The following is a 12,948-nucleotide window of genomic DNA, read 5'->3' as shown; positions in this document are numbered from 1 at the left end:
CCGAGCCGAATCGGCTGTCCAAGTCACCGGGAAGCCTGCCCGACCACAATGGACCCGTCCAGGGGTAGACCTACCCTCCCCCGGCGGTCGTGACACCGTGCTGCCGCGGTCGACCGTCGTGTGCCTCGGCGCGGATGCCGGCGAGGAGCAGCCGAAGGCCGTAGCTGAACTGTTCCTCGGAACCGGTCGGCGGCAGGGCGTCACCCACCGGCTGGCCGGCCGATTCGGACAGTGCCCGGTTGACGTGGTGCCAGCGTTCGTCGCGGCCGTCACCGCCGACGCGGACCGCCATCGCCAGTGCGGCGCTGAGGTAGGCGACCAGGGCCTGCGCGGTGCGGATGGCCTGGGTCGGGGACAGCCCGGCGTCCACCAGAGCGGTGATCATCGCGAGGGCGAGCCGCCGGCCGTTGCCGTGCAGGGGTGGCCGGCCCGCGATGTGGGCGGCGATGCCGGGGTGGGCCAGGGCGGCCGACCGGATGCCACCGGCGAGGTGACGCAGCCGGTCCTCCCAGCCGGCGGCCGGGTCGGGGTCGGGTACGTCGTTCAGGGCGAGGTCGGCGACGGCGTCGAGCAGCGCGTCGCGGTCGGCGAAGTGCCGGTAGAGCGCCATCGGGTCGCAGCCGAGTTCGGCGGCGATCCGGCGCATGCTCATGGCCTTGGCGCCCTCGCGGTCACCGACCTCCAGGGCTGCCGCGGCGATCAGCTCGGGGGTCAGTGGCCTCGTCCTCGACATGGCTCCATCCTGCCGCACCGGTTCAGCGCGTCTACGGCGTAGACAAGTGGTCACCGCCATGTCTACGGTGTAGACCTCAGCCGAGCGTGAGGAGCGCCGACCATGACCGTCGTCAGCATCAGCCGGGTGGCCGCCGTCGCCGTCAGCACGGGAACCTTCGTGTTCCTGTTCGTCAACGGCTCGTGGCGCCGCGACAACCTGTTCCTCGTACCCGATCTGGTGCTCTGTGCCCTGCTCGCGGTGGCCGCGGCGCTGCCGGCCCGCACCGCCGTGCCCGCGATGGTCCTCGCGTTCGGCGTGTCCGCCGGCGTACTGATGACCGCCACGTCGGAGTACGCCGTCGACGGGCGCTTCGGCGTCGCGGCCTTCGTCGGCGCCCTCGCGTCCGCCGGCTTCGCGGTCGCCCTGGTCCGGCATTCGCTGCGGACCCGGCCGTGACACGCGGGCCCGCCGCGACGGTCCGGCGCACCGCCGTCGTCGAACGGCACGGCGCCCCGCACACCGTCCGGATCAGAACGGACGAGGTGCCGGAGCCCGGCCCCGGCCAGGTCCGGGTCCGGGTGCTGGCCGCCGGCATCGCCCGGGCCGACACCCAGATGCGGGCCGGCAGCTATCCCGGCCGCATCCCACGCCCACCGTTCGTCACCGGCTGGGACCTCGCCGGCACGGTCGAGGCGGTCGGGGACGCGGTGGCGGCCACCTGGCTCGGACAGCCGGTCGTCGCGCTCGTGCTCCGCGGCGCCCACGCCAGCCACGTCCGCGTACCGGCCGCCGACCTCGTCGCGCTGCCCGCCGGCGTCGACCCGGCGCTGGCCGCCAGCCTGCCGCTGAACTACCTGACCGCGTACGGGCTGCTGCACCACGCCGGCCGGGCCGGCCCCTGCGACCGGATCCTCGTGCACGGTGCGGCCGGCGCGGTCGGCACCGCCCTGCTCGACCTGGCCCGCCGGCTCGGCGTCGACGCCGCCGGCACCGCCGCCGTCCGCGACCGGGACCTGGTCACGTCGTACGGCGCCCGGTTCCTCGACCGCGAAGGCACCACCCTGCCCACCGGCAGGTTCGACGTCGCCCTCGACCCGCTCGGTGGCGACAGTCTGGTCCGGTCGTGGCGGGCGCTGCGGCGCGGCGGACGCCTGGTGTCGTACGGCTTCGCCGCACACCTGCACGACCCGCGCCGCCGGCTCCTGGCCCTGCGCGACCTGCTGCGGCTGCGGACCTGGCCGCTACGTCCCGGTGGCCGGCGGACGACGTTCTACCGGCTCAGCCGGGCGGCGCGCCGGGATCCACGATCGATCAACCAGGCGCTGGCGAGCCTGGTGGCCGACCTCGCCGACGGTCGTCTGAACCCGGTGATCGCCGCACGGTTCGCCCTCGACGACGCCACGGACGCGCACCGCCTGCTGGAGCGGGGCGGGGTACGCGGCAAGGTACTACTGATCCCCTGACCCGGACCGGGCAGGCTGAACGACGGCCGCAGGCGGTGTTACCGTCCGGGCCGTGAATCAAGCAGCCGTTGCCTCGCCCGTAGGTCCGGTGTCGCCGACGGGCGGTGATCAGTGGTGACCCTGCCCGGCTATCTCGACGGCTACCAGCCACCGGTCGACGCCTCGGTGCTGGTCGACGCGACCGCGTGGTTGGACGATCCGGTCTTCTGGCCCGCCCTGCTGTGGTCGGTCGGTGGTTCGCCGACCGCCGTGGAGGGGTTCGACGTCGACCCGGCGGACGTCGACGCGATGCTCTCCGAGATGCACCGGCCGGACCGGTGGCCGGGTGGTGTCGCTGCACCTCGGCGGAGGACACCTGGCGCATCTGGTGTGGCGTAACTTCCCGGACGACTCGGGGTGGGACTACCTGATCACACTCCCCGACGCCGACGAACCGGTGTCTGTTGCCGCGCTCGAAGGCCATTTCCGGGGACCGGCGCTGTCCTGGCGCGAACTGGTCACCGTCGCCGGCGGCGCCGGCTCGGCGCCGGACGCCGCCCGCCGGCTGCTCGTGCTCCTGCCGGCCATCGGGGATGCACACCTGCCCGGGGATGCCACCGAGGTCGTCGCCGCGGCCCTGGCGGGACTCGGCTGCCAGCGACGGCAGGCGGAGATCGCCGACGAACTGCTCGCGGCGAGCGAACGGTTCTGGGGCGCCGCCGAATGGGATGACCGGGACGGGGTTCCGGTCTGCCTGGACTCGCACAGCTATCGGGGGTTCGGCCGGTCACTGCCGGAGCTGCGGTCGATCGCCCGGGCGTTCCAGGGCCGGCCGGCCGGACTGCGGTAGGCGCCGCGACACGGCGCGCCGCAGCGGTGAGCCCGGAAATACGGCGCAGCCACCGCCGCACCGTGTCCGCTCATCGCGGGGGCCGTACACGGTGGACGGTGGCTGCTCCGGTCCGGCGGCCTGGGGAGGATCCGCTCGGGCCGGGCCCCTTGCGTAGGGAGTCGGTGCCGCGGGGGATCAGGTCCGGGGGATGTTCATCCGCTCGGGGATCGCGTCGTAGCGGGCCGGGTCGATGCCGTCCAGGGTTCCGTCGGCGATGGAGTCCAGGATGCCGGTCATGCCGGTCACCAGCTGCTTGGTCAGCATGCCGTGCTGCTTCTGGCCCCAGGACTGGGTCTGGCCGCGCGTCTCGAACAGGATGGTCGCGCTGCCACGCAGGGCGAACGAGCCGAGCGCGGTGCCGGGCAGGTTCGTGTTCTGCGGGTAGAGGGTCACCTTGCTCTGCGGCGAGTTGCCCGACTGGAGCGCGTCGTACACGGCGACGTTGATCCGGCGCGACGCGTCGTAGTTGAACTTGGGCCAGTTGCCGTGCTGGGCGGGGTTGGAGATGAAGCGGCCGGAGATGGACAGGGTGGTGTAGTCGTCCATGCCCTCACCGGTGTAGCAGGCGCCCTGGTTGTGCAGGTCGACGAAGACGTCGACGGTGCCGAACTCCTGCTCCAGCGCCCGGTACACGTTGCGGGAGGTCTGCGCCTCCGGCGTGATGTACCAGCCGACGGAGGCGCTGTTGCCCGGGAAGTCGGCGGCCTGCGGCACGTAGTCGAGGTTGGGGTTGAAGTCGCGGTTGACGTCGAAGCCGCCGACCCGCGTGTTGTAGTTCCACGACGGCGACGCGCCCGCGAGCTGCGGGAAGTCGGCGACGACGTCGGTCCAGGTCCGGGCGTTCTGCCGGATGTCGAGCTCGCTGCCGTCGGCGTTGAGCTTGGGTACGACGACGACGGTCACCGCCTCGCGGATCTCGGCGGACCGCTTGGAGTTGTTGCCGAGGGTCTTGAGAATGTCGAGCGCGGCCGCGGTGCCGTGCATTTCGTTGCCGTGGATCTGGCTCTGGACGTAGACGACGGTGTCGCCCTCGCCTACTCTCGCGGACCAGATTTCGCGGCCCTGGTTCGAGTATCCGGCGACGTCGACGCTGACCTTGCCACCGCTCGTCGCCTCGATCTGTTCGAGGCTCCGCTTCAGTTCCGCGTGGCTGATGAAGCCGGAAACCGGCCCGTTGCCGGTCTCGTTCCCGCAATGCGACTCGAGGGGTTGGGCAAAAGCCGGAGTGGTGAGCACGGCGGCGGCGCCGGGGACGCCTACCAGCGCCGCGGCGGCCACCACAAGGTGGCGCTTGACGCGGCTCGTTGACTGTGGCGGCAGGGAACGACGCACAGCTTACCTCCGATTCAAAGGAGTGGATCTTGTCGGTCAGCTAAGCACATGACGGGACGGTGAGCAATAGATCTCCGCGCAATGAAATTGCACCGCCCAGAATCCGAATGATGCTCACGGATGGCATCTTCGGTAATCAAAAGCCGACAATCGGCAACTCATGATCATCTGCACCGGATCGACATTTCGAAGCGCGGTGTCCGGAATTCCGAATTTGAGTGAAATATGACATGCGGTCCCGCCGACGGGACAATGCTGCCCCAACTTCCACGACAGCCGGTATCAGTTCCCAAAATGCGAACGACACTCACGCTAAACGCGTTCACCCATTGACGATCGACCGCACGGCATGCGTCGACCAGGGATGTCGGACGCCGCCCGCAGCCGCCCCACCGCCTCGCCGTCGCGCGCCACGTGGCCCCCGAAGCCACCTCCCCGGACACCGCACGGCCGTGAGGGCGGACCCCGGCCCGGATCCCGGGCCCGGACCGTCTTGTCAGTGGCCGATGTGGTCGTCCTCGTGGGCCGTGGTGGGCAGGTCGCCGAGGACCTTGTTGATGATGTGGATCCGGGCGTTCGTGGCCAGGTAGTCCACGCACAGGGTCTGGGCGTCCCCGGCGATCCGGGCCATGGGACCGTCCGGCGCCACCGTGACCTCGGTGCCGTCGAGGGTGGTGATGTCACCGGCGGCCACGAGGTCGGCGAGGGAGTGGGAGCCGTCGACCAGGTGCGCGTTGAGCAGTTCGCGCAGGTCGTCGGTACGACTGAGGATCAGTTCGTCCCAGTTCGCCGCGGAGAACTTCCGGAGGAACGCGTCGTCGGTCGGGGCCAGGATGGTCAGCCCCTCCCTTCCCCGCAGCTCGGTCGCGAGTCCGGAGGCCCGCACGGCCGCCTCGAAGGTGGTGAGTACGGTGATCCACTGCAGGGCCACGTCGACCGGCTCGCCGGTCAGGGCGGCCGGGTTCCCCGGCTCGGTGCCCGCCGGCAGGGCCTCGCAGAGGGGCCCGGTGACGATGTGGCTGGCGGGTGCCGCCGCGCCGGCCGGGGCCGGGGACGAATCGTCGCCCTTGCCCGTGCAACCGGCGAGGACCACCAGACAGAGCAGGGAGGCGGCGACGCCGCGGGCACGGGCGGCAGGACCGGGGCGCCGGGCTGAACTGATCACAAGGCTCTCCATGATCGACTCTAACCGGGACCGTACCGGCGGGCCCGGTGCGTGGCCCGCCGGTACGGCATTTCACGGTTGCCGGTTCAGGTCACCGGCGTCGCGGGTTACTAGATACCCGCGCACTGGCCGGACCTGGGTCCGGCGACCGAGTTCGACAACTCCAGGTTGGTCGGCACCCGGGTGTTCTGCGCGCAGTTCAGCGGACCCTGGATGGTGTTCGCCGCCACGAACGGGGCGTTGCCACCGGCGGGGTTCCCGACCAGGTTGACCGGACCGTTGACCCGGTTGTTGATCAGGGAGACCGCGTCCGTCACGTTGGTGACCTGGATCGGGCCGTGCACGGTGTTGCCGGACATGAACAGGCCCGCGGACCCGGCGGCGGTGATGGGACCGTTGAAGGACGAGCCGCTGGCGACCAGGACGGCGCCCGGCTGCACGTTGACCGGTCCGTTGACGTTGGCGTCCGCGACACAGGCGAAGCCGCTCACCCGCAGCGGCCCGTTGTGCCGGCCGGTCAGGGTCGGGTAGACCCGCTCACCGGCGACCAGCCGCTCGACACCGGTTCCGTCCAGCAGCAGGGGGATCAGGCCCCGCTCGGGCTGGGTCAGCGGAACGAAGTAGCCGTCGCCGACCTTGACGACCCGCCAGCCGTGGGCCGCGAGCCGCTGGGCCACCGTCGTACGATGCCCGGCCGCGCCGTCGGTGCGCTCACCGTTGTACTGCTCCTCGGTGAGCCGGTACGCGCACGGCGCGTTGTCGAGGATCAACTCCGCCCGCGGTGCGTCCACCGGCGGCGGGGTCTCGCCCGGGTGCGGCGCCGGGTGGGCGGGAACCTCGTGCGAGCCCCGGAAGACGATCCGTCCGGTGTTCCCGCTCTGCAGCTTGATCGCCTCGCCCCGCGCCTCCCGGATCGCGCCGTGGTTGGCCCGGTGGTAGTCGAGGAACTGGGTGAAGGTCCACAGTGCGGAGTAGCCCTTGCGGCGGCGGTTGTTCGAGGTGTTGCCCTCGTCCGGCCGGGTGGCCCCACCGGAGCTGCGCAGCTCGAGCAGGGAGTTGACCACGTTCTTCAGACCCAAGGTGTTGCGGAGGATGGTCTCCTCGCCCAGGCCCACGCTGGCGCCGGTGCAGCCGTACGGGCAGGCCCACCAGCCGTCGGTGGCGCCCTGCTCGTACATGTGGCCTTCGATCATGTTCATCGACTCGTCGAAGATCTCCCGGGCCACGTTCTGGTGCCGCGGCGGAAGCATCGGCAGGTCACCGGTGCCGCTGTTGCCGTACTCGTGACCGTCGTAGCCGGCCACCGGCCGGTACTCCTGGAGCATCTTGACGAACGCGAGCGTCTCCGGCTGACGGACCAGGGAGTAGTCGCGGTTCAGGTCCTGCCCCGCGTTGTTGCCCCGGGTGTTGGCGGCCCGGCCGTCGCCGTTGATGGTCGGGACGATGAGCACCGTCGAGTTGGAGAGCACGTCGAGCGTGCCGGGGTCCTGGCTGAACGCCAGCTGCCGGGCCAGGATCAGGCAGGCCTCCCGGTCACCCGGCTCGTTGCCGTGCACGTTGCAGTTGATCAACACGGGCGAGGTCGCCGCGATCGCCTCGGGCGTGGTCGGCGGGGTCGGGTAGCCGAAGACCATCATGTTGATCGGACGGTCGAGGATGGTGCGCCCGATCTCCACCACCCGCATCCGGTCGCTCAGCTCGTCGATGGCGGCGGTGTAGGCGTACTCGTTGACGTCGCTGGTGTACTGGGCGGCCTGGGTGGTCTCCCACTGGGTACGCAGGCTCTCGCCGGGCACGTTCGGGTCGCCCCAGGAGGCCTGGGTGGTGCCGGAGACCGGGACCGAGTACGGCTGCTCGGTGGTGCCGAACCGGGCCCGCACCCGCCACTGGAACCGCAGACCCGGGTTGAATCCGGCGTCGGCGAAGGTCGGCGACTCGTTGTTGACCTGGCGGTTGGGGCGCCAGAGCCCGGTGATGACGGGGTTGCCGGTCGGCACGTCGTCCGCGCCCACCGGCGTGCGCTCGATCTGGTAGTCGGTGGCGCCGTCGACATGGGTCCAGGCCAGGGTGGCGAAGCCGTACCCCTGGGTGACCGTGAGGTCCTGGACCTGGTTCGGTTCCGCGGCGTTGAGGGCGGGCACCCGGGTCAACGGGTTGCCCGAGGCGGCGGTTGGTGAGGCGACCACCGATACGGTGGCCGCGAGCAGTGCAGCTAGCGCTATTGCCGCTGGCCGTCTATGCAGCATGGGGGCTCCTGTGCATTGAGGCTGGACCTAGGTGGAGACAGCACACGTCAGACCGACCGTGCCGTCTTGGAAACCTGAGGATTCTTGAGGATCATCTGAGACTCGACAGAGGTCGTACCCGGTACTCAGGCCGACCCGGGGACACCGTTACCGGGCGACGGTCACGCTGAGCTTCATCCCCGCGACGCGGACGAGCACCGCCAGGGTGTCGCCGGCCCCGACGGGCGCGATCGCCACCCGCCGCCGGGCGTGCGGACCTAGGCCACCCGCAGGCGGTAGCCCACCCCCCGTACGGTCTGCACCAGGCTGGCATCGTCCAATTTGCTCCGTAGGGCGGCGACGTGCACGTCAAGGGTGTGTCCGGCGGCGAAGGTGGTCTGCCAGATCTCCAGCAGCAGCCGCTCCCGCGGCACCACCGTCCCGGCCTGCCTGGCCAGCGCCGTCAGCAGCTCGAACTCCTTGCGGGTCAGGCTCACCTCCCGATCGTCCACCCAGACCCGCCGGGCGGTCACGTCGATCCGCAACGGATCGACCTCCAGCACACCCTCGGCCCGTTGGGCGCGCGCGGTCCGACGCATGACCGCCTCGATCCGGGCCTGCAGTTCGGCCATGGAGAAGGGCTTGACCACGTAGTCGTCGGCGCCGGCGCGCAGCCCGATCACGCGGTCCTGTTCCTCGCCGCGGGCGGTCACGGCGATGATGCAGACGTCGGCGTTACGCCGCCGCAACTCCCGGCAGACCTCCAGGCCGTCCCGGTCGGGCAGGTTGAGGTCGAGCAGGACCAGGTCGACCGGCCCCGCCCGGAGGGCCTCGGCCGCGGTCGTCGCGGGAATGACCATGTGGCCCCGACGGCGCAGGGCCGAAGACAGCGCGGAGGCGACACGCAGGTCGTCCTCCACAAGCAGTGCTCGCATCCAGTTGCTCCTCTGGGCCTCAGGAGGTCGACAAGCTCCTGAAGCCTGTCGACCGGACCGGCCGTGAACTGCCCAGACGCTAGATCGACCCGGTTTCGGGCAGATGTCCCCGGCGCCTCGCCACCCGCTCGGAACGGGTCGTCCTGCCCCTCGCTCCGGGCGTACGGAGCCCTCAACCCGTCGACGACTTCGTCAACCCGGCAACCCACGGTTCGGCACCGCATCCGCAACGCCCGCCGGGGCCGCCGCGAGGTGGCGCCCGACGCGGCCTGCCGGCCGTGGCGCGAGAGATCGACGCACAGCTTCCTCCGATTCACGGGAGTGGATCTTGCTGGTCAGCTAAGCACATGGCGGGACGGTGAGCAATACATCTCAACAGAATGAAATTGCACTGTCCAGAATCCGAATGATGCTCACGGATCACATCTTCGACAATTAAAGGCCGACAATTCATAGATCATGATGCTCCATGCCCGGATCGACATTTCGAAGCACGGTGCCCGGGATATCGGATTTAAGTAAAATGTAACATTTGGAACAGTCCCACTGATGGGACAATGGTGCCCCACTTCCGCGACAGGCGATATCACTTCCCAAAAATGCCAACAACCCTTACACCGAATACGCTCGCCATCCCGCCAACCGGCGCGAACCGGTGGACAGTGGAATGTCTTCAGTGGTCGTACGTGGGATCGGCGGCCGGGCGCCCCTTCAACTCGTGGAACGACGGCTCCCCCGCCACCAGCAGGGTGCCGTCCCAGAGCCGGCCGGCCCGCTCCCCGCGCGGAATGCGGGAGATCACCGGCCCGAAGAACGCGATCCGCCGACCGTCCGGGCCGTCCGCGCTGATGATCGGGGTGCCGACGTGCCGCCCCACCAGGTCGATGCCCCGTGCGTGGGACTCCCGCACCGCGGCGTCGTGCTCCGTGGAGCCGGCGGCGGAGGCCAGGTCCCGGGGCAGACCGGCGTCGGCGAGCACGTCCCCGATGTCGGCCCACTCGCCACGCTCGTGGACCCGCACGCCGTACACGGTGAAGAAGCGGTCCAGGGCCGCAGCACCGTGTCGCCGTTCCACCGCCGCGCAGACCCGGACCGGGCCCCACAGGTAGCCCTCCGGGTCACCTTCGGGATCGTCGGGCCGCCCCTCGTTGAGCACGGACAGGCTCATGATCCGCCAGCGGACCGTCACCGGCCGCACGGCCGCGACCTCGACCATCCAGCGGGAGGTGATCCACGTGTAGGGGCAGCTCGGGTCGAACCAGAAGTCGACCAGCATCCGCACGGCCCTCGATGGTCGGGCGGTCAGGAGCCGTCGGCGAACGACAGGCCGCGCTCGGCCAGTTCCTCACGCAGGATCGAGATGCTCTTCTTCCCGACACCGTGGATCTTGAGCAGATCGGCGGGGGTGGTGGTCGTCAGCTGCGCGAACCGGGTGTATCCGTTCGCGGCCAGCTCCCGCGTCGCCACCTTGCCGATGCTGCGCGGGAACTCGGTCTGCGGGGCGGATTCCTGGGCAGCCATGACGGTTCTCCAACCTCTGCGGGTGCGCCGACACCGCGAGGCTACCGGCCGGCACCGACAGTCAGTCGGTTTCGCCGGACGACCGGACGGCGGCAAGCAGGTCGATCCCGTCGAGGATGCGGTCGAGGCCGAACCGGAAGGCCAGATCCGGATCGCTGACCGCGTTGTACGCCTGCCCGGCAGCCGTACCGACCCGGTCGGAGATCACGTACCGGCCCGGCTCCATGATCCGGTCGAGGATGGGGGCGTTGATCTCCCACCACTGCAGGTCGGTGATCCCCGAGATCTCCTGGGCCCGGCGGGCTTCGATCGAGGCCCGGGCGGCGCTGGCGGCGAACCCGCTGACCAGCGTGATGATCTGGTCCATCTCGATGTCGCCGAAGCCGATCCCCTCGATCGCCCGCAGTTGCCACTCGTAGCGGTCGGCGCCGTTCGGGCCGATGAACGGCCGGTGGTGGGTCACCTGGAGCAGCCAGGGGTGGCGGTGGAACTCGTCCCACAGTTCGCGGGCGACGCGGGCGAGCCGTTCACGGAGCGGACCGGTGAGTTCCGGAAGTTCACGTTCGCCCTGGACCTCGTCGACCATCAGCCCGATCAGCTCCTCCCGGCCGGGCACGTACGTGTAGATCGACATCACCCCGAGGCCGAGCCGTTCGGCGACCTTGCGCATGGAGAAGGTCTCCAGCCCGTCGGCGTCGGCGACCGCGATCCCGGCCCGCACCACCTCGTCGACGCTCAGCCGCTGCCGGGGGCCGCGGGATCCCTGCGGCTCGCCGAGCGTACGTCGCCACAGCAGCATGAGCGTCCGGTCGTAGTCGGGCGCCGCCCCGGCTTCGTTTTCCATAGGCGGATGCTACTCCGTTTGGTGTACGGTGATTCGGCGCCGCCACACCGTACGCCATACGGAGTTAAGGAGTCCCATGGCACGCGACCACTCACTGACCGCGAGAGACCTTCGCAAGAGGTACGGCGACCTGGACGCCCTGAACGGCTTCGACCTCGATGTCGAGGCGGGAACCATCCACGGACTGCTCGGCCCGAACGGCGCCGGCAAGAGCACCGCCGTACGGGCGCTGACCACCCTCATCGACCTCGACAGCGGCACCGCCACCGTCGCCGGGCACGACGTGCGCACCGAGCCACACGCCGTACGGCGCAGCATCGGACTGGTCGGCCAGCACGCGGCCGTCGACGAGATCCTCGGCGGCCGGCAGAACCTGGTCATGTTCGGGCGGCTGTTCGGGCTGGGCAAGGCCGCCGCCCGGGCCCGCGCCGCCGAACTGCTCGCCTCGTTCGACCTCACCGAAGCGGCCGACCGCCCGGTGTCGACGTACTCCGGCGGGATGCGGCGCCGGCTCGACATCGCGGCGGGCCTGATCCTGGCCCCGGCGGTGCTGTTCCTCGACGAGCCGACCACCGGCCTGGACCCACGGGCCCGCAACGACGTCTGGAACACCGTACGCGGGATCGCCGCCCGTGGGACGACGGTGCTGCTGACCACGCAGTACCTGGACGAGGCCGACCAGATGGCCGACCGGATCTCGGTGATGAACCACGGCCGGGTCATCGCCTCCGACACCCCGAACGCGCTCAAGCGGCAGCTCGGCGGCGACCGCGTCGTCGTCACGCTCCCCCGCGCCGAGCCGCTCGGATCGGCGGCGGAGCGGCTCGGCGCGGCCGTCGGCGGCACGGCACTCGTCGACGCCGAGACGCACACCCTCACCTTCGAGGTGGGCGACGGCGTCGTCGGACTCGCCGAGATCGTCCGCGCGCTCGACGCCACCGGGATCGGCCCCGAGGACCTGCTCCTGCGCCGACCGACCCTGGACGAGGTCTTCCTGACCCTGACCGACGCCACTTCGAGCGGCACCGCTCCAGCCGCCGACAAGGAGGTCGCACGTCGATGAACACCCTGCGATCCGGATGGATCATCACCCAGCGGGATCTCCTGCACTGGGTCAGGCAGCCGTGGACCCCGATCTTCAGCCTGCTGTTCTCGGTCGCGCTGCTGCTGATGTTCGGGCTGCTGTTCGGCGGCGCGATCGACATACCCGGCGGCGGCTACGTCGACTTCCTGCTGCCCGGCATGCTGGCCCTGACGATGATGTTCGGCCTGGAGGCGACGACGTCGGCGATGGCGAACGACGCGAAGAAGGGGATCACCGACCGGTTCCGTTCCATGCCGATCGGCAGCGCCTCGGTCGCGCTCGGCCGGGTCGGGGCCGACATGGCCAGCTCGGCCGTCGAACTCGCCGTCCTGATCGGTGGCGGCCTGCTCATCGGCTGGCGGATCACCAGTGACTTCGGCTCCGCGGCACTGGCCGTACTGCTGCTCCTGGCCCTGCGGTTCGCGCTGCTGTGGGTCGGCGTCTACCTCGGTCTCGCCTTCAGGGGCGACAGCACGACGATGGCGGTGCAGACCCTCATCTGGCCGGTCGGGTTCCTGTCGACGGTGTTCGTCTCCGCCGAGACGATGCCGGGCTGGCTCGCCGCGGTCACCGTGTGGAATCCGGTCTCGGCGACGGCGACCGCCGTACGGGAACTCTTCGGCAACCCGACCGGCGCGACCAGCGGGATCCTCGCCGACCACGCCGTCGCGCTCGCCGTCGGCTGGCCCGTCCTGATCACGGCGGTGTTCCTGCCACTGTCGGCGTACGCCTACCGCAGACTGCGGTCGTAGCGCCGTGCGGGGTCGTCGACGGTCGCCGACGGCCCCGCACG

General features: G+C 70.4%; 14 protein-coding genes. 6 read left to right on the top strand and 8 right to left on the bottom strand.

Annotation, left to right across the window (positions count from 1 at the left end; all coding sequences use genetic code 11):
- Positions 1–70: 70 nt before the first annotated feature.
- Positions 71–733, bottom strand: a complete 663-nt coding sequence (locus tag Prubr_RS22780) for a TetR/AcrR family transcriptional regulator (RefSeq protein ID WP_212816929.1) — start codon at positions 731–733, stop codon at positions 71–73.
- Positions 734–835: 102 nt separating this feature from the next.
- Between Prubr_RS22780 and Prubr_RS22775 the strand changes: the two genes are divergently transcribed.
- The 4 genes from Prubr_RS22775 to Prubr_RS22760 all read left to right on the top strand — a co-directional run bounded on the left by Prubr_RS22775 (position 836) and on the right by Prubr_RS22760 (position 3,007).
- The gene (locus tag Prubr_RS22775; RefSeq protein WP_212816928.1) at positions 836–1,171 is read left to right on the top strand and encodes a hypothetical protein; all 336 of its coding nucleotides are present in this window, start codon (positions 836–838) and stop codon (positions 1,169–1,171) included.
- The gene (locus tag Prubr_RS22770; protein ID WP_212816927.1) at positions 1,168–2,178 is read left to right on the top strand and encodes a zinc-binding dehydrogenase; all 1,011 of its coding nucleotides are present in this window, start codon (positions 1,168–1,170) and stop codon (positions 2,176–2,178) included. The genes Prubr_RS22775 and Prubr_RS22770 overlap by 4 nt, the downstream gene beginning before the upstream one ends.
- 114 nt (positions 2,179–2,292) lie before the next feature.
- Positions 2,293–2,556 carry a hypothetical protein gene (locus Prubr_RS22765; protein WP_212816926.1) on the top strand — a complete coding sequence of 88 codons (264 nt, stop codon included), beginning with the start codon at positions 2,293–2,295 and terminating at the stop codon, positions 2,554–2,556.
- Positions 2,504–3,007 (top strand): hypothetical protein, encoded by a 504-nt coding sequence (locus Prubr_RS22760; RefSeq protein ID WP_212816925.1) that lies wholly within the window; start codon positions 2,504–2,506, stop codon positions 3,005–3,007. The genes Prubr_RS22765 and Prubr_RS22760 overlap by 53 nt, the downstream gene beginning before the upstream one ends.
- A 177-nt stretch (positions 3,008–3,184) precedes the next feature.
- Here Prubr_RS22760 and Prubr_RS22755 read toward each other — a convergent pair whose 3' ends face one another.
- The 7 genes from Prubr_RS22755 to Prubr_RS22725 all read right to left on the bottom strand — a co-directional run bounded on the left by Prubr_RS22755 (position 3,185) and on the right by Prubr_RS22725 (position 11,071).
- Positions 3,185–4,381, bottom strand: a complete 1,197-nt coding sequence (locus tag Prubr_RS22755; RefSeq protein ID WP_246567514.1) for a M14 family zinc carboxypeptidase — start codon at positions 4,379–4,381, stop codon at positions 3,185–3,187.
- A gap of 496 nt (positions 4,382–4,877) precedes the next feature.
- Positions 4,878–5,558: a fasciclin domain-containing protein gene (locus Prubr_RS22750; protein WP_212816924.1), complete on the bottom strand. Its 681-nt coding sequence runs from the start codon at positions 5,556–5,558 to the stop codon at positions 4,878–4,880.
- Positions 5,559–5,656: 98 nt separating this feature from the next.
- Positions 5,657–7,732 (bottom strand): M14 family zinc carboxypeptidase, encoded by a 2,076-nt coding sequence (locus Prubr_RS22745; protein ID WP_246567512.1) that lies wholly within the window; start codon positions 7,730–7,732, stop codon positions 5,657–5,659.
- Positions 7,733–8,049: 317 nt separating this feature from the next.
- Positions 8,050–8,706, bottom strand: coding sequence for a response regulator transcription factor (locus tag Prubr_RS22740; protein WP_212816922.1), 657 nt, complete (start codon positions 8,704–8,706; stop codon positions 8,050–8,052).
- A gap of 673 nt (positions 8,707–9,379) precedes the next feature.
- A complete protein-coding gene (locus Prubr_RS22735) occupies positions 9,380–9,982 on the bottom strand; it encodes a mycothiol-dependent nitroreductase Rv2466c family protein (RefSeq protein ID WP_212828372.1) in 603 nt (200 codons plus the stop codon).
- 26 nt (positions 9,983–10,008) lie between these two features.
- On the bottom strand, positions 10,009–10,227 hold the full coding sequence (locus tag Prubr_RS22730; protein WP_212816921.1) for a helix-hairpin-helix domain-containing protein: 219 nt from the start codon (positions 10,225–10,227) through the stop codon (positions 10,009–10,011).
- Between the two features lie 61 nt (positions 10,228–10,288).
- Positions 10,289–11,071: a TetR/AcrR family transcriptional regulator gene (locus Prubr_RS22725; RefSeq protein WP_212816920.1), complete on the bottom strand. Its 783-nt coding sequence runs from the start codon at positions 11,069–11,071 to the stop codon at positions 10,289–10,291.
- Between the two features lie 76 nt (positions 11,072–11,147).
- On the opposite strand from Prubr_RS22725, the gene Prubr_RS22720 reads away from it, so the two are divergent.
- Together Prubr_RS22720 and Prubr_RS22715 are read left to right on the top strand one after the other, a co-directional pair.
- Entirely contained in the window at positions 11,148–12,134 is a 987-nt protein-coding gene (locus Prubr_RS22720) for an ATP-binding cassette domain-containing protein (RefSeq protein WP_212816919.1), read from the top strand.
- Positions 12,131–12,907 carry an ABC transporter permease gene (locus Prubr_RS22715; RefSeq protein WP_212816918.1) on the top strand — a complete coding sequence of 259 codons (777 nt, stop codon included), beginning with the start codon at positions 12,131–12,133 and terminating at the stop codon, positions 12,905–12,907. Before Prubr_RS22720 ends, Prubr_RS22715 begins: the two co-directional genes overlap by 4 nt.
- Positions 12,908–12,948 lie beyond the last annotated feature (41 nt).

Origin of the sequence: Polymorphospora rubra (genome assembly GCF_018324255.1) — a bacterium.
Lineage (GTDB): Bacteria > Actinomycetota > Actinomycetes > Mycobacteriales > Micromonosporaceae > Polymorphospora > Polymorphospora rubra.
This window is presented reverse-complemented; position numbering and strand designations above follow the sequence as displayed.